This window comes from Streptomyces sp. MCA2 (genome assembly GCF_023544705.1).
Classification (GTDB): Bacteria; Actinomycetota; Actinomycetes; order Streptomycetales; family Streptomycetaceae; genus Streptomyces; species Streptomyces decoyicus.
This window is the reverse complement of the sequence record NZ_JAMJFM010000052.1, coordinates 13196-29043: the sequence shown is the minus strand read 5'-3', so window position 1 is coordinate 29043 and position 15848 is coordinate 13196. Positions and strand designations below refer to the sequence as shown.

The following is a 15848-nucleotide window of genomic DNA, read 5'->3' as shown; positions in this document are numbered from 1 at the left end:
GGATGTCAACGATCATCCGGAGTCGCGCATTCCCGCGTGTGCCGACGCGATGCGGAGAAAGCGGCGTGTTCTTGTGCGCGCCCCGTGGGCGGGGCCGGGTGGCCGTGCGCCGCCGGGGATGCGGGGCGGGCCGCGGCGGTGAGTTCGCAGAGGGTGAACGCACCGGCGCAGAGCACCACGAGCCCGGTGCACAGCTCCAGGGCGCCCAGGAGACCCGGGAGGCCGTCGGGAACCGCGGAGGCACCGGGGGAGAGGCCGTCGGCCACCGCCTGCCCGAGCCAGAGGCAGCCCCCGCAGGCGAAGGCCGCGGCACTGCCGGACCAGGCCAGGGCCAGCGCCGTACGGACCCGGAGCCGGGGCAGCAGGCCCGGCAGGACCAGGAGCAGCAGCCCGGCGGCGCCGGCGACCGAGTACAGGCCCTGGGACCAGTCCGCGGCGGCGGTGAGGACGTTGCGGCTGTCCGTATCGGTGGCGGCCACGCCGAGCGTCGAGCCCGTGCCCCACAGGATGCGGACGGTGCCCAGCGCCGCGAGCAGTACGGCCGCGGGCAGCAGGAAGATCCGCCGTACCGCCCGGCCGGCGGTGCCGGGGAGATCGTGCAGGGGGCGGCGCAGCAGACCGCCCCAGCGCTGGTGCGCATACACGGTGAAGGCGCCGAGCAGGGTGACGGCCTCGACGAGAAAGCCGCCGTAGACGACGCCGAAGACCCACGGCGCGAGGAAGTCACCGGTGGTCAGCGGGTTGCGGGCGCCCGTGACCAGGCCGGTGAGACTGCCGCCGACGAGGCCCGTCAGCAGCGGGAGGAGCAGTCCGGAGGCCATCCACAGGGGGAAGGCCAGGAGCCAGGCCGGGGCGCGGCGGCCGCCCGGCCGGGTGAGGGTGTGGGCCACCACGGCGGCGACGGCGTCGAGGAGGAAGGTGAAGGCATTGCCCGCGACCCAGGTGGCGCGGCTGACGCGCGGAGCGTCGATGACGCCGATGTCGAAGCCCAGCACCCACAGCAGCTTGAGGGCGAGGTAGGGAAGGCAGGCGACGACCGCGATCCGGCCGAGGAGAGTGAGGCGGCGGCTGTTCATGACAGCAGCCTCATCGGCCCCGGCGCGGCGGACATCCGACCCCTGGGCGATCCCGGTCCGCCGTACGGGGGAGCGAGGTCCGCCGGGCGGGGGAGCGTGGGGCGAGGTGAGGCCGGGCGGGGCGGCCGCATGTGCAGGCCGCCCCGTCCGTCACCCCTGGTACAGCGCGTCCACCTCGACCTCGTACGCCGTCTCGATGGCCTTGCGCTTGAGCTTCAGCGACGGTGTCAGCAGCCCGTGCTCCTCGCTGAACTGGTTGGCCAGTATCCGGAACGTACGGATCGACTCGGCCTGCGAGACCAGCGTGTTGGCGGCGACCACGGCGCGCCGGATCTCGGTCTCCAGATCCGGGTCGCGCACCAGGTCGGTCGGCGGCATCTCCGGCTTCTCCCGCATGGTCAGCCAGTGCGCGACCGCCTCCGGGTCCAGGGTCACCAGCGCCGCGATGAACGGCCGGTCGTTGCCGACGACGATGCACTGGGCGACCAGCGGATGCGCCCGCACCCGTTCCTCCAGGCCCACCGGCGAGACCGTCTTGCCACCGGAGGTGACCAGGATTTCCTTCTTGCGGCCGGTGATCGTCAGATAGCCGTCCTCGTCCAGCGCGCCCAGGTCACCGGTGGAGAACCAGCCGTCGTGCAGCACGGCATCGGTCGCCTTGGGGTCGTTGTGGTAGCCGTGGAAGATCTGCCCGCCGTACAGCCAGATCTCACCGTCCTCCGCGATGTGCACGGTGGTGCCGGGGACGGGGGTGCCGACGCTGCCGAAGCGGGTCCGCTCGGGCGGGTTGGCGGTGGCGGCCGCGGTGCTCTCCGTCAGGCCGTAGCCCTCGAAGATCCGCACACCGGCGCCGGCGAAGAACAGCCCGAGGCGGCGCTCCATCGCGGAGCCGCCCGACATCGCGTGCCGCACCCGGCCGCCCATCGCGGCCCGGACCTTGCTGTAGACGACCTTGTCGAAGAACTGATGCTGCATCCGCAGCGCGGCGCTCGGGCCGGATCCGGTGCCGAAGGCCTTGTGCTCCTGCGCCTCGGCGTAGCGGACCGCGATCTCGACGGCCTTGTCGAACGGTCCGGCTTTGCCCTCCGCCTCCGCCCGGCGCCGGGCCGCGGCGAAGACCTTCTCGAAGATGTACGGCACCGCGAGGATGAAGGTCGGCTGGAAGGTCTGGAGGTCGGGCAGGAGCGCCCGGGCCGCCAGCTCGGGCTGGTGGGCCAGCTTGACCCGGCCGCGGATCGCGGCGACCTGCACCATCCGGCCGAAGACGTGCGCCAGCGGCAGGAAGAGCAGGGTGGACGCCTCGTCGCCCGGCTTGGAGTGGAAGACCCTCTCGTAGCGGAGCACCATGTTGTCGGACTCGGCCACGAAGTTGGCGTGGGTGATCACACAGCCCTTGGGACGGCCGGTGGTGCCGGAGGTGTAGATGATCGTCGCGGTGGCGTCCGGGGTGACGGCCATGCGGTGGCGGTGCACCACGTCGTCGTCGATATGCGCGCCGGCCGCGGTCAGTTCGGCCACCGGGTCGGCGTCCAGCTGCCACAGCTTGCGCAGATGGGGGAGCCGGTCGATGACCGAGCCGATGGTCATCGCATGGTCCTCGTGCTCGACCAGGCAGGCCGAGACGCCCGCGTCGTGCAGCATCCAGAAGACCTGCTCCGCCGATGACGTCGGATACAGCGGGACGGACTGGACGCCGATCGACCACAGCGCGAAGTCGAACACGGTCCATTCGTAGCGGGTACGGGACATGATGCCGATCCGGTCACCGAACCGGACGCCCTGCGCGAGCAGGCCCTTGGCCAGTGCGAGGACCTCGTCCCGGAATTGTCCGGCGGTGACGTTCTGCCAGTTTCCCTCGTCGTCCTTACGCGCCAGCGCGACGCGTCCGGGATCGGCTTCGGCGTACTCGTAGACGACATCCGCCAGACCGCCGACCCGGGGCGCGGTCGCCAAAGGCGGGACGGTGAACTCGCGCAATGACCCAGCTCCTCGTGGTGTTGCTCACAAGGCCGCGACCGTACCCCAACGTGACGGGATCCGGCAGAGCCGTACCACGTGGCGAAAACGGCCGCACAGGATCTGGCCAACCGTCGAAATCGGGTTACTTCGGAGAAGCCTGGACATGATCCGACCGGTTCGACGCCGGACGATCACGACGCCGGGACCATATCTGCACCAAATCTCTGCACCTGACATCAAATCAGCCGGCCGTCCGGCGCGGAGCCCCGTGACCGGGGCTTCTCGGCACCTGGGCTAGGGGAGCTGGAGCCGGTCGCCGCCCGCCAGGATCGCGTCCGCGAGCGCCTCCGCCGGGCCCCGCGCCGCGCGGTCGCGCTGCCCGTACAGAAGAACGAAGTCCACTCCGCCGAGTTCCGGCAGCCCGGCACGTGGCGGAATAGCGACCAGACCTGGCGGGATCATGCCCTTCGTATGTGCCATAACGCCCAGTCCTGCCCGAGTTGCGGCGATCAGTCCGTTGAGGCTTCCGCTGGTGCAGGCGATCCGCCATTCCCGGCCCGCGCGCTCCAGCGCCTCCAGCGCCCGGGCGCGGGTCAGCGCGGGCGGCGGGTAGACGACCAGCGGGACCGGGCGCTGCGGATCGAGGCGCAGCCGCTCGGCGCCCACCCACACCAGCCGGTCGCGCCACACCAGCCGTCCGCGTGACTCCTCGGGTCGCCGCTTGGCAAGGACGAGATCGAGCCGCCCGGCCGCCAGCAGCTCGTGCAGGGTCCCCGACAGCTCGACGGTCAGCTCCAGGTCGACCTCGGGGTGGTCCCGCCGGAACCCTTCGAGGACCTCCGGCATCCGGGTCAGCACGAAGTCCTCGGAGGCGCCGAAGCGGAGCCTGCCGCGCAGCCGGGTTCCGGCGAAGAAGCTCGCGGCCCGCTCGTTCGCCTCCAGGATCGTGCGGGCGAAGCCGAGCATCGCCTCGCCGTCCTCGGTCAGCTCCACGGCATGGGTGTCCCGGGCGAACAGTCTGCGTCCGGCGGCCTCTTCCAGCTTCCGTACGTGCTGGCTCACGGTCGACTGCCGCAGCCCGAGCCGGTGCGCGGCCTGGGTGAAGCTCAGCGTCTGTGCCACGGCGAGAAAGGTGCGCAACTGCGCGGGTTCGAACACGGGCCCTCCCTGTCGGCCGTCCGCTCTGCCACCCGCGTCCGCGTCCGTTGTCTGCGTCTGCGCCTGCGCCTGCGTATGCCGTCCGCCTCCGCGGCCTCGCGCGGCGGGACGCCCATCGTGCCGGGCGGCTCATCGCGAAGCGTAATAACAGTGACCACGGTAAGAGGGGTTCCTGATGTCCGCAGTTCCACGGCACCCTGGAGTGGGCCCAGGGGTGTCTCCCCGGGCCGTGCCGCCGCCCGCGATCCGCCGAACGACCGAAGAGAGACCATGCGCCGCCCTGTGCCAAAACTCCCCTCCTGGCTGCCCGTGGACGGGTACATCCTGGCGCTGGTGGGCACGGTCGCCCTGGCCGCACTGCTGCCCGCCCGCGGACCGGCCGCCACCGTCGCCGAAGGGACCTCGACCGGCGCCGTCGCGCTGCTCTTCTTCCTCTACGGCGCCCGGCTCTCCACCCGCGAGGCGATGGCCGGACTGCGCCACTGGCGGCTCCATCTCACCGTCCTGGCCTGCACCTTCGTCCTCTTCCCGGTGCTCGGCCTGGCCGCCCGCGTACTGGTCCCCTACGTCCTGACACCCGCGCTCTCCACGGGGCTGCTGTTCCTGTGCCTGGTGCCGTCGACGGTCCAGTCCTCGATCGCCTTCACCTCCCTCGCCCGCGGCAATGTCGCGGCGGCGATCTGTGCGGGCTCGTTCTCCAGCCTCGTCGGCATCGTCGTCACGCCGCTGCTGGCGGGACTCGTCCTGCACGGGGACGGCGGTGGCTTCTCGGCCGACTCGCTGCTGTCGATCGTCGGCCAGCTGCTGTTGCCGTTCGTGGCCGGGCAGCTGTTGCGGCGGTGGATCAGCGGGTTCCTCCTCCGCCACAAGAAGGTCCTCGGCTATGTGGACCGCGGCTCGATACTGCTCGTCGTCTACACCGCCTTCGGCGCCGGCATGGTCCAGGGCATCTGGCACCAGGTCTCCACCCTGCGGCTGCTGTGCCTGCTGGGGGTGGAGGCCGTACTGCTCGCGGTGATGCTGACCGTCACCTCGTACGGCTCGAAGCGGCTCGGCTTCGCCCGTGCGGACCGGGTCGCGATCACCTTCGCCGGCTCCAAGAAGAGCCTGGCGGCCGGTCTGCCGATGGCCAGCGTGCTCTTCGGCGCGCAGGCCGGGCTGATGGTGCTGCCGCTGATGCTGTTCCACCAGATGCAGTTGATGGTGTGCGCGGTCCTGGCCAAGCGGTTCGCGGCAGCCGGGGCAGCAGAGCCGCTGGCGACGGGAAGCGGCGCGGGAAGCACGGGCGAGGCGGGGGCCGCGGCCGATGTGGTGGTGAGCGGAGCGCGGGGGTGAGGCCCGCCCGGCGCGGTGGCGTCCGGGCAGGCCATGGCTTCGCGGACCGGCTTGCTCAGTTCTTCGCGCCGCCACGCACCCGGTCCAGCGACAGCCCCAGCACCAGCGGGCCGTTCGCCGGGGCGTTGGCGCTGCGTACGACGGACAGCTCGGCGTCGCTCAGGGCCCGCCGGTAGACGCGTACCTCGTCCAGCGCGCCGGTGAACTGGGCGCGGCTGTCGGGCTTCTGGCCCAGGTGCACGCCGAAGACCGAGCCGCGGCTGACCGACCCCGGGACATCGGGGACGACGGTGGTCTCCCCGCCGTCCACGGTGAGCAGCAGCCGGCCGCCGGTGCGGCGCAGCGCCAGATGGTGCCAGCTGCCGTCGTTGTACGCCTCGTGGGTCACGGCCTGGGCGGAGGTGGCCGGGGTGGGGCCGTCGACGCCGGTGAGGCGGGCGGTGATCCGGCCGTGGCCGGGGTCGCCCTCCACCGCCACCTGCGGTGACCTGGCGCCCACCCCGCCCATCCACAGCAGTGGCTGTTCGCCCGTGGTGGCGTCATAGCGGAACCACAGGCTGCATGTGAAGTCGTGGGTGCCCAGGGGGAGGGAGCCCCGGTAGGGGAGGCGTACCGCGTCGTCCGTGCCGTCGAAGGAGAGCGCCCGGCCGAAGCGTCCTTCGGTGGTCCGGGCGCCGCCCAGCACGAGGGCCGGCCGGGCGCCCGGTGCGGCGTCGCGCGTCGTGGGGTCCGGGCCGCGGCGCGGGCCGAGCCAGTCCTCGGTGAAGCGGGCGAAGCGGATCTCGTCCCGGGCGTCGACCGCACCGCCCTCGTACATCAGGCCGGTGACGTCGCCGGAGATCGCCACCAGGTCCGAGTAGCCGGACCAGTCGGTGGTGACCCGGGCGCCGCGGTCGACGCCCTCCCAGGTGCGGCCCTCGTCCCAGGAGGAGCGGAGGGTCATGGTCCGGCGCCGGTCGGGGTCGGCGGGCGCCGCGAACAGGGTGCGGCCGCGGCCGCCGTGCGGGTGCGTCAGGCGCAGCGCCGAGCCCTGCACCATCGGGGCGTAGAGGTCGGGAAGGGCGCGGAACGGCGCGGCGAAGGAGTCGCCTCCGTCACGGCTGACCGCCGCGGTGCGATGGCCCAGGTCGGTGCCGTCCTGTTCCCGTCCGTTGACGTAGACGGAGCCGTCGGAGCGTTCCAGGAGGGTCATCTCCGAGGGCTTTTGACGGAACGTGCCGTTGGCGGCGACGGGCCAGGAGTCCAGCGCGCCGACCTTCCAGGTGGCGCCGCCGTCGTCGCTGTGGACCAGGGCGGCGTGGTTGGCGGTGACCCGGTTGGCCGCGTAGCTCTCGGAGTTGATGCCGAAGACCAGTCGGCCGGCATGCCTGCCGCGGGAGAGCTGGATGCCGTGTACGGGACCGGTGGCGTACCAGGAGTTCCACTGCGGGGGACGGATGCTCGCGGTCAGGTCCCGGGGTGTGGACCAGGTGGCGCCGTCGTCGTCGCTGTACTGGAGGTGCGGGGTGCGGTCGCAGGGGACATCGCAGCTGAGGCCGTCGGCGCGGCCCTTGTTGTAGGTCTCGGCGAGCACGATCCGGCCGGTGCGGCGGTCCACGATGGGCGCCGGGTTGCCGTGGGTGTCGCCGTTGCCTCGGTTGATGACCTGGAGCGGGCCCCAGGTCCGGCCGCCGTCGGTGGAACGCTTGAGGACGAGGTCGATATCGCCCGCGTCACCGCAGTCGTGCCGCCGGCCCTCGGCGAACGCGAGGAGGGTGTTTCGCGCGGACTTCACCACGGCCGGTATACGGAAGCAGAAGTAGCCGTGTTCCTGGGACGCCTTGAAGAGGATCTGCTGGTCGAATCCGCCGGCCGGGGGCGGGGCCTGAGTCGGGGAGGGGGCCGCGGCAGTGGCACGGGTACCCGGCGCTCCGTCAGGCACGGCCTGTGCGGGGGCGGTCGGCAGGAGGGCGAGGGCGGTGGCGGTCAGTGCGGCGAGCAGGGCGGCGGCGCGCGGGCGCCGGGGTCTGCTGCGGTGGCTGGGGTGTGCGCGGAGAACTGACGTCATGGTCCGGCCTGCCCTTCGAGGCATCGGCGTCGGGTCATCAGGACATCCCACGTCCTATGTGCATCGCGACGGAAGCTACTGCCGCGTGCCGACCGCGACAAGGAGCGTGCGCCGGTTCTCCGTGCGGCGGCCGTAATTCACTCTCCCGGACCGCAGGCACTGCGCCGGGTGCGCCCGGTGCGGTAGGAGGGCCGGGTGTGACCGTTGTGCCGGGTGCTCCGCAGGTGCCGTCTGCGACTGCCATGGCTTACGGCCGCAGGACCACCTTGCCGAGGTTGGCCCTGGCCTCGATGATCTCGTGCGCCTTCGCGGCCTCGTCCAGGGGCAGTTCGGCATGGACCGCGGCCCGCAGCCGGCCCGATCCGGCCAGGTCCCACAGCTGTGCCCGGTGCTGCTCGTACAGCTCCCGGTGGACGGTGGAGAAGCGGCGCATCGTCAGCCCCGTGATGGTCTTGGCGCCCGCCAGCAGCTCGTACGCCGGGACCGTCCCGCCACCGGAGTTGAAGAAGATCAGCCGGCCACCGGGAGCCAGCGCGGCCAGTGCGCGCGGCAGCAGCGCCCCGCCGACGCCGTCCAGGACGATGTCGGCCGGCTCGCCCCAGGACTCCTGGTCGTAGACCACCACCTCGTCGGCCCCCAGGCCGTACAGGAAGTCCGCCTTGGCGGCCGAGCTGACGGCGGCCACCACCCGTGGCACCCCCTGGAGCTTGGCGAGTTGGACGGCGAGATGGCCGGTGCCGCTCGCCGCGCCGGTGATCAGTACGGACTCGGAGCCCTGCGGTGCCGCGGTGCTGAGCGCGGCGAGCGCCACCTGCCCGCTGCGCACCAGCGCCACCGCCTGCACCGCGCTTGCGCCGTCCGGTATCCGGCTCGCCAGGAAGACGGGCGCGAGGGCGAGTTCGGCGTAGGAGCCGGTGAGCGTGAGCGAGGTGATGCGGTCGCCGAGGGCGAAGCCGGTGACGTCCGGGCCGAGCCCGACGACCGTACCGGCGATCTCCCCGCCGGGCATCGCGGGCAGCGGATCGCCGCCGCCCTTGCCGTCGCCGCGCACCCGCCGTACGCACGGCAGCGTGACGCCGATCGCCTCCGTACGCACCAGCAGTTCACCGGGGCCGGGCACCGGCGCGTCGGCCTCCTCCCTGCGCAGGACCTCGGGGCCGCCATAGGTATGGAATCGAACGCGGCGCATGGGCCGACACCTCCGGGATCGTTCGGTCGGTGCGCGGTGCGCGGTGCGCGGTGCGCGGTGCACCGGCCGGCGACCGGCTGTGCGGTCGTCGGCGGCGCCCACCGACCAGGTTTCATTGGGTGGCCCAACGATAGCCAGAAATCATTGGATTCACCAATGGTTTTTCGTTGGGTCCTCCAATGGATTTCTCGGTACGGTGGTCCCATGGCCGACACCCCCTACGCCCCCAGCCGTATCCGCGCGCTCCCCAGCTGGCTGCTGGGCCGCGCCGCCGCCCGCGGGCACCGGCTCGTCGCCGACGCGCTCGCCGGCGAAGGCATGCGGATGATGCATCACGCCGTGCTGTCCGCGGTCGACGAACTCGGCCCGGTCTCCCAGGCGGAACTCGGCCGGACGCTGGGTATCGACCCCAAGGACATGGTCGCGATCGTCAACGATCTACAGCAGGACGGGCTGGTGACCCGTACCCCCGACCCCAAGGACCGGCGCAAGAACGCCATCGAGATCTCCGCCGACGGCCGGCGGCGGCTGCGCCGCACCCAGGAACTCGGCGACGCGGCCAACGCGGAGCTGACCGCGGCCCTGACCCCGGCCGAACGCGAGCAGTTGATCGCGCTGCTGACCCGGATCGCGTTGCCGGGGGAGTGAGCCACGGGCCGCTCTGCGCAGGGTCACCCCGCAGAGCGGCCCGCCGGTCGGTGCGGTGGGTGCGCGGCCTCAGTTCGTCTCCGCGGCCTCAGTCCGTCTCCGCGGCGGCCCCCGCGGGTAGAGCGATGCGGTGCTCGCCCGCGTAGACGTTCATGGAGGAGCCACGCAGAAAGCCGACCAAGGTCAGCCCGGTCTCGGCGGCCAGGTCGACGGCGAGCGAGGACGGCGCGGAGACCGCGGCCAGCAGGGGAATACCCGCCATCACGGCCTTCTGCACCAGCTCGAACGACGCCCGGCCGGAGACCATCAGCACACTCGACGACAGCGGCAGCTTCCCCTGCTGGAGCGCCCGCCCGACGATCTTGTCGACGGCGTTGTGCCGCCCCACGTCCTCCCGGATGTCGAGCAGCTCACCGTCCGGCGTGAACAGCGCCGCCGCATGCAGACCCCCGGTCCGCTCGAACACGCGCTGGGCGGCCCGCAGCCGGTCGGGCAGGGCGGCGAGGGTCGCCGGTTCGATGCGGACCGGGTCGGCCGCGGAGGTTTCCAGGGGAAAGCGGGTGGTGGTGCGCACCGCGTCCAGGCTGGCCTTGCCGCACAGTCCGCAGGACGACGTCGTGTAGACGTTGCGCTCCAGGGTGATGTCCGGGACCGGGACCCCGTCCGCGAGCCGGACGTCCACCACGTTGTAGGTGTTCTCCCCGTCCGCCGTCGCTCCCGCGCAGTAGACGATGTTCGCCAGCTCGTCGGCGCTCGCCAGGACACCCTCGCTGACGAGGAAGCCGGCGGCGAGCGCGAAGTCGTCACCCGGTGTGCGCATCGTGATCGCCAGCGGCTTGCCGCCGAGCCGTATCTCCAGCGGCTCCTCGGCGACGAGGGTGTCCGGGCGGGTGCTCACGGCACCGTCGCGGATGCGGATGACGCGGCGTCGCTCGGTGACCCGTCCCATGTCTGATCAGTCCTGTCCTGACCGGGCCGGCTCGGTCCCGGTGCTGTCTGTGCGGAGAGCCTTGGCGGCCCTTGGTGCAGCGGTTGCCGCCGTGGTCACCGGGCGGTCGTGCGCGGGGTGACCTCGACGCTCTCATTCTCCTGCACGGGGGAGGCTGGGTGGCGGTCGGCGTCGCACCGCGCGCGGCACGCTCCGTCGGTGCGTCGGTGCGTCGGTGCGTCGGTGCGTCGGTGCGTCGGTGCGTCGGTGCGTCGGTGCGTCGGCCGTCGGCCGTCGGAGCGTCGCGTCCGGAGGCGTCAGCTCTTCAGTTCACGGCCGCCGAACGCGCCCGAGCCGTCGGCCGCTGCCCAGGCCGCCTCCACTCCGGCCTGGTCCAGCGTGCGCCAGTCAGGTGTGTCCTGGACGAGGAAGCGCCCCAGCCGGCGCCCCAGCTCGACCATCGTCCGGCCGGTCGCACCGCGCTCGGCGCCGTAGGCCGCCAGTGCATCCGGCCGCTCCGGTAGGGCGTGCAGCGCGGCCTCCAGGGCGGCGGCGTCCTGGAGCGCCTTCACCGCGCCGGCGCCGGTGTGCGGGCGGGCGACGGTCGCCGCGTCGCCCGCGAGCAGCAGCCGGCCGGTGGTGTAGCGCGGCGCGGTGAAGTCGTACATCGGCTGGATGAACACCTCTTGACGTGGCGTCAGCCGCATCAGCCCGCCCCAGTAGGGCGGCAGCAACTCGTCCGTGACGTGCGCGAGATGGGCGTACAGGGCGTCGGTGAGGGTGCCGGGCGGCAGGCTGGTGGGGGTGTCGAGGCCCAGGTCGAGGCCGGCGGGCGGGGCGGTGTACAGGACCCAGTTCGCGCGCCGGCCCCCGCGGCCGTCCGGAATGCGGTAGATGATGACATGACCGCCGGGGAAGACGCCGTAGATGCAGTCCTCCTCCGCCCAGGGATCGGCCGGCAGACCGGGGAGGCCGAGCTCCGTCAGCCGGTCGGCAGGGACGGCGCCGCGCCAGGCGAGATAGCCGGCGTAGCCGGGCCGCACACCCGGAAACGCGGTGTCGCGGACCACCGAGCGGTAGCCGTCCGCACCGATGACCAGGTCGAAGCGCTCCGTACGGCGACCGGCGCCGGTGCGCTGCCGCTCGCCGCTGCCTTCGCCGCCCCTGTTGTTGCCCTCGCCGCTGTCGTCGCTATCGCCGTCCTCGATGCCGCCGACGCCGCCGACGCCGTCGATGCCGTCGATGCCGTCGAGATGGAGTGCGGCGCCGTCCTCCGTATGGCTGACCGCGGCGACCCGTACCCCCGGCCGGAATGCGGTGTCCTCCGGCAGTCGTCGGTGTAACTCCTGCCAGAGTGGTCCCCAGCAGTACGAGCGGAACGGGAAGGGCAGGACGCCGACCTGGCGGCCGAGCGGAGCGGAGCCGTCGCGGACATACCAGCGGCGGGTGGTCAGCTGCACCCATGGCATGGCGGCGTCCATGTATCCGGCGGCCGCGAGTTCGGCGTACCGGGCGTTGTGCACCGCGAGGCCGACACCGCGGTCCGCGAGGTGGCCGGTGGTGCGTTCATGGATGGTGACCCGGCCCGCGCCGGCCCGGTGTGCGGCCAGTGCCGTGGCGCAGCCGGCGATACTGCCGCCCACGACGGCGACCTCGGCCCCTGCGATCTGGATGCGGTCCCTGCTCATACGTCGGCTACCCCCTGCGCTGTCCGGCGCCGATGGTCGGTCGGCTGCCTGGTTCGGTCGGGCGCATTCTCGCAGGAGCCGCCTTTCTGCGGCCCGATCCGCGAGGCGGGTCGGCCAGGGTCTGTACGGCGGATCAGGAGAGGGGGAAGGGGAAGGGCTCCCGGCTCGGTCGCCTCCGTACCGCCTCGGGGCCGGATCCGCCCGCGCGGCGCTTTGTCCTCGCACAGGAGAAAGTCGGCATGGATTCTGTCCGTAGTTCTTCCCCGTGCGGACAAGCGCTGCTACGTTCCCCTCGAAAGCCCGGTGGTGACGCCGTACGGCGGCACCGCAACACCGGTCGGTCGATGCCGAGTACGGCTGGAGGGGCGGCGTGAGGCGCATGACGGCCAGGCCCGCGAACGCGCATCAGGCGCGGCTCCTGCGCCTGTTGCGTGATGACGGGCCCAACTCCCGTGCCCAGCTGGGCGACCGGGTCGAACTCTCCCGCTCCAAGCTCGCGGTGGAGGTCGACCGGCTGCTGGAGACCGGACTCGTGGTCGCCGACGGACTCGCCGCCTCGCGCGGCGGCCGTCGCTCCCACAACATCCGGCTCGCCCCCGCGCTGCGCTTCCTCGGCGTGGACATCGGCGCCACCTCCGTCGATGTGGCGGTCACCAACGCCGAGCTGGAGGTGCTCGGCCATCTGACCCAGCCCATGGACGTACGCGAGGGGCCGGTCGCGGTCTTCGAACAAGTCCTGGCGCTGGCAGCCAAGTTGAAGGCGAGCGGGGTGGCGGAGGGGTTCGACGGCGCCGGTATCGGCGTCCCCGGGCCGGTCCGCTTTCCCGAAGGCGTGCCGGTCGCGCCGCCGATCATGCCCGGCTGGGACGGCTTTCCCGTGCGCGAGGCGCTCAGCCAGGAACTGGGCTGTCCGGTCATGGTCGACAACGATGTGAATCTGATGGCGATGGGGGAGCAGCACGCGGGCGTCGCCCGCACCTCCCAGGACTTCCTCTTCGTCAAGATCGGTACCGGCATCGGCTGCGGCATCGTCGTCGGCGGTGAGGTCTACCGCGGTACGACGGGCAGCGCCGGCGACATCGGCCATATCCAGGTCGAGCCGGACGGCCGGGCGTGCGCCTGCGGCAACCACGGTTGTCTGGAGGCGTACTTCGGCGGTGCCGCGCTGGCCCGGGACGCGACGGACGCGGCCCAGGACGGCACCTCACCCGAACTCGCCGCCCGGATGGCGGCGGGCGGCCCGCTGACCGCCGCCGATGTGGCCGTCGCGGCCGCCTCCGGTGACGCCGCCGCACTGGATCTGATCCGGGCCGGCGGTACCCGCACCGGCCAGGTCATCGCCGGCCTGGTCAGCTTCTTCAACCCGGGGCTGGTGGTGATCGGCGGCGGGGTGACCGGACTCGGCCACACCCTGCTCGCCGCGATCCGCACCCAGGTCTACCGCCAGTCGCTTCCGCTGGCTACCGGCAATCTCCCCATCGTGCTGGGGGAGTTGGGGCAGGCGTCCGGGGTGACCGGCGCGGCCCGCCTGATCAGCGACCATCTGTTCTCGCCTGCCTGATCCGCTCACTCGACCTGTCTGCTCGATCTGTCTGCTCGATCCGCCCGCTCGATCGGCCTGCTCGATCCGCCCGTCCGATCCGCTTGCCTGATCCGTCCGTTCGACCCGCCGAGTGAACTGCGCGCTTGATCCGCCTGCTCGAACCGCACCACCGGACTGTCGCACGAGCCGCACCACCGGACTGTCGCACGAGCCGCACCACCGGGGCTGTCGCGCCGGCCGCACCACCGGGCTCCGCACCAGCCGTATCAACCGGGCTTCGCACAGCCGTACCGCTCCCGCACCGCCGTGGCCCGGAACTGTCGCACCGCCGCCCGGAGAGGCGTGAACTGCCCGTCCCCCCTTGCCCGTTCAGCCTGCCCGTGTACCCAGCCCGTGCGCCCAGCCCATGTGCCCTGCCCGTATACCCAGCCCGTTTGCCCTGCCCGCTCACCGGCGTCGCGCCGAGGAGGCCACGTCATGGCACCAGAGCACCGTCCCCAGCAGCCGCCCACCGGACCCGAGGTGGCGCCCGCGCCCCTGCTCACCATGCGGGGCATCACCAAATCCTTCCCCGGTGTCCGTGCGCTGGACGGCGTCGATCTCGACGTCACCGCCGGTGAACTGCACTGTCTGCTCGGGCAGAACGGTGCCGGGAAGTCCACTCTGATCAAGGTGCTGGCCGGCGTCCACCAGCCCGATGCCGGCGAGGTCCGCTGGCAGGGCGCCCCCGTGACACTCCCCTCGCCGATCGCCGCGATGCGCCTGGGCGTCGCCACCATCTACCAGGAACTCGACCTGGTGGAACATCTCTCCGTCGCCGAGAACGTCTTCCTCGGGCATGAGGTCGCCACCGGTGGCTTCGTCCGCTCCGGCGAGACCGCGGCCCGTACCGCCGAGCTGCTCGCCCGGCTGGGGCACCCGGAGATCGCCCCCGGCGCGCTCGTCGGGAGCCTGTCCGCCGCCCAAGCACAGATCGTGTCGATGGCCCGGGCCCTCTCCCATGACGTCCGGCTGATCGTGATGGACGAACCGTCCGCCGCCCTCGACCCCGACGAGGTCGACAACCTCTTCCGCATCGTCGCCGGCCTCACCTCCGAGGGCGTCGCCGTCATCTACATCTCGCACCGTCTGGAGGAGATCCGCCGCATCGGCGACCGGGTCACCGTCCTCAAGGACGGCCGCGCCGCCGCCCGCGGCCTGGACGCACGGGCGACCCCCACCCGCGACATCGTCGCCCTGATGACCGGCCGCACCGTCGAGCACCCGTTCCCCCCGCGCCCTCCGGTAGCCGCCGCGCCCGCCACCACGCCCGTACTGGCCGTCGAAGGCCTCGCCAGGGACGGCGAGTTCGCCCCGCTCGACTTCGCCCTGCGCCCCGGCGAGATCCTCGGCCTCGCCGGGCTCGTCGGATCCGGCCGCTCGGAAATCCTGGAAACCGTCTTCGGCGCCCGCAGGCCCACCGCCGGACGGGTCCTCGTCGACGGGCGGCCGCTGCGGCCCGGCAGCGTACCCGCCGCCGTACGCGCCGGCCTCGGCCTCGCCCCGGAAGAGCGCAAGTCCCAGGCGCTGCTGCTCCTGGAGTCCGTCAGCCGCAATGTCTCCGTCTCCTCCCTGGCGCGCTTCGCCCGCGCGGGCTGGCTGGACCGTACGGCGGAGCGGGCCGCGACCCGGGCCGCCACCCGGGACCTCAGCCTGCGCCCCGACGACCCGGACCGGCCGGTGCGCACCCTCTCCGGCGGCAATCAGCAAAAGGCCGTACTGGCCCGCTGGCTGCTGCGCGGCTGCCGGGTACTGCTCCTGGACGAGCCGACCCGCGGGGTGGATGTGGGCGCCCGCGCCGAGCTGTACGCGGTGATCCGCCAACTGGCCGACGACGGGCTGGCCGTCCTGCTGGTCTCCAGCGAACTTCCCGAGGTCCTCGGCCTCGCCGACCGTGTCCTCGTCCTCCGTGAGGGTCACGTTGTGCACGAGGCGGCGGCCGGTTCGCTGGACGAACACCGGGTGCTCGACCTGGTGATGGCGGACGGGCCGCCCGCCACCGGCCTGCCGGCTCCCGGCCCGCCCGCGGCCTTCCGCAAGCGGTAGCCGGGCGCGATCGAGGCCGAGCCCGGCCGGAGACGGCCCGGCCGGAGACGGCCCATCCGGAGACGGCCCATCCGGAGACGGCTCGTCCGGCATCGTCCGAGGACCTCACCACGTATCCGCCCCCCACTGCCGTCGCTCCGCCGACACCCGCAAGGAGCAGTCCCGTGAACACCTCAGAAGGGCAAGCCCCCG

At 72.6% G+C, this 15848-nt stretch carries 11 protein-coding genes; 4 read left to right on the top strand and 7 right to left on the bottom strand.

The features are described 5' to 3' along the window. Positions 1 to 5 precede the first annotated feature (5 nt). The 3 genes from M8I34_RS32600 to M8I34_RS32590 all read right to left on the bottom strand — a co-directional run bounded on the left by M8I34_RS32600 (position 6) and on the right by M8I34_RS32590 (position 4193). On the bottom strand, positions 6 to 1076 hold the full coding sequence (locus tag M8I34_RS32600; protein WP_250055700.1) for a hypothetical protein: 1071 nt from the start codon (positions 1074 to 1076) through the stop codon (positions 6 to 8). Between the two features lie 150 nt (positions 1077 to 1226). Next, entirely contained in the window at positions 1227 to 3053 is a 1827-nt protein-coding gene (locus M8I34_RS32595; protein WP_250055698.1) for a long-chain fatty acid--CoA ligase, read from the bottom strand. A gap of 276 nt (positions 3054 to 3329) precedes the next feature. Continuing rightward, entirely contained in the window at positions 3330 to 4193 is an 864-nt protein-coding gene (locus M8I34_RS32590) for a LysR family transcriptional regulator (protein WP_030983939.1), read from the bottom strand. Positions 4194 to 4463: 270 nt separating this feature from the next. Here M8I34_RS32590 and M8I34_RS32585 point away from each other — a divergent pair, with 270 nt between their 5' ends. After that, a complete protein-coding gene (locus tag M8I34_RS32585) occupies positions 4464 to 5528 on the top strand; it encodes a bile acid:sodium symporter family protein (protein ID WP_250055696.1) in 1065 nt (354 codons plus the stop codon). A gap of 55 nt (positions 5529 to 5583) precedes the next feature. Here the strand turns inward: M8I34_RS32585 and M8I34_RS32580 are convergent, their stop codons facing one another. Further along, a complete protein-coding gene (locus M8I34_RS32580; RefSeq protein ID WP_250055694.1) occupies positions 5584 to 7575 on the bottom strand; it encodes a sialidase family protein in 1992 nt (663 codons plus the stop codon). 247 nt (positions 7576 to 7822) lie between these two features. After that, entirely contained in the window at positions 7823 to 8764 is a 942-nt protein-coding gene (locus M8I34_RS32575; RefSeq protein WP_250055692.1) for a zinc-binding dehydrogenase, read from the bottom strand. A gap of 204 nt (positions 8765 to 8968) precedes the next feature. On the opposite strand from M8I34_RS32575, the gene M8I34_RS32570 reads away from it, so the two are divergent. Then, entirely contained in the window at positions 8969 to 9412 is a 444-nt protein-coding gene (locus M8I34_RS32570) for a MarR family winged helix-turn-helix transcriptional regulator (protein ID WP_030087282.1), read from the top strand. 88 nt (positions 9413 to 9500) lie between these two features. Here the strand turns inward: M8I34_RS32570 and fdhD are convergent, their stop codons facing one another. Together fdhD and M8I34_RS32560 are read right to left on the bottom strand one after the other, a co-directional pair. Then, the gene (fdhD, locus tag M8I34_RS32565) at positions 9501 to 10361 is read right to left on the bottom strand and encodes a formate dehydrogenase accessory sulfurtransferase FdhD (protein ID WP_250055690.1); all 861 of its coding nucleotides are present in this window, start codon (positions 10359 to 10361) and stop codon (positions 9501 to 9503) included. Positions 10362 to 10657: 296 nt separating this feature from the next. Beyond that, positions 10658 to 12028: an FAD-dependent monooxygenase gene (locus M8I34_RS32560; protein ID WP_250055688.1), complete on the bottom strand. Its 1371-nt coding sequence runs from the start codon at positions 12026 to 12028 to the stop codon at positions 10658 to 10660. Positions 12029 to 12407: 379 nt separating this feature from the next. Here M8I34_RS32560 and M8I34_RS32555 point away from each other — a divergent pair, with 379 nt between their 5' ends. Both M8I34_RS32555 and M8I34_RS32550 read left to right on the top strand, forming a co-directional pair. Continuing rightward, a complete protein-coding gene (locus tag M8I34_RS32555) occupies positions 12408 to 13589 on the top strand; it encodes an ROK family transcriptional regulator (RefSeq protein WP_250055686.1) in 1182 nt (393 codons plus the stop codon). Between the two features lie 504 nt (positions 13590 to 14093). After that, positions 14094 to 15656, top strand: a complete 1563-nt coding sequence (locus M8I34_RS32550; RefSeq protein ID WP_250055772.1) for a sugar ABC transporter ATP-binding protein — start codon at positions 14094 to 14096, stop codon at positions 15654 to 15656. The last annotated feature ends 192 nt before the right edge of the window (positions 15657 to 15848 follow it).

What these genes read in the sequence shown, in the direction of transcription:
- M8I34_RS32600 (WP_250055700.1), bottom strand. Translation starts at nt 1,076, where the DNA reads ATGAACAGCCGCCGCCTCACTCTCCTCGGCCGGATCGCGGTCGTCGCC.
- M8I34_RS32585 (WP_250055696.1), top strand. Translation starts at nt 4,464, where the DNA reads ATGCGCCGCCCTGTGCCAAAACTCCCCTCCTGGCTGCCCGTGGACGGG.
- M8I34_RS32580 (WP_250055694.1), bottom strand. Translation starts at nt 7,575, where the DNA reads ATGACGTCAGTTCTCCGCGCACACCCCAGCCACCGCAGCAGACCCCGG.
- M8I34_RS32575 (WP_250055692.1), bottom strand. Translation starts at nt 8,764, where the DNA reads ATGCGCCGCGTTCGATTCCATACCTATGGCGGCCCCGAGGTCCTGCGC.
- M8I34_RS32570 (WP_030087282.1), top strand. Translation starts at nt 8,969, where the DNA reads ATGGCCGACACCCCCTACGCCCCCAGCCGTATCCGCGCGCTCCCCAGC.
- fdhD (WP_250055690.1), bottom strand. Translation starts at nt 10,361, where the DNA reads ATGGGACGGGTCACCGAGCGACGCCGCGTCATCCGCATCCGCGACGGT.
- M8I34_RS32560 (WP_250055688.1), bottom strand. Translation starts at nt 12,028, where the DNA reads ATGAGCAGGGACCGCATCCAGATCGCAGGGGCCGAGGTCGCCGTCGTG.
- M8I34_RS32555 (WP_250055686.1), top strand. Translation starts at nt 12,408, where the DNA reads ATGACGGCCAGGCCCGCGAACGCGCATCAGGCGCGGCTCCTGCGCCTG.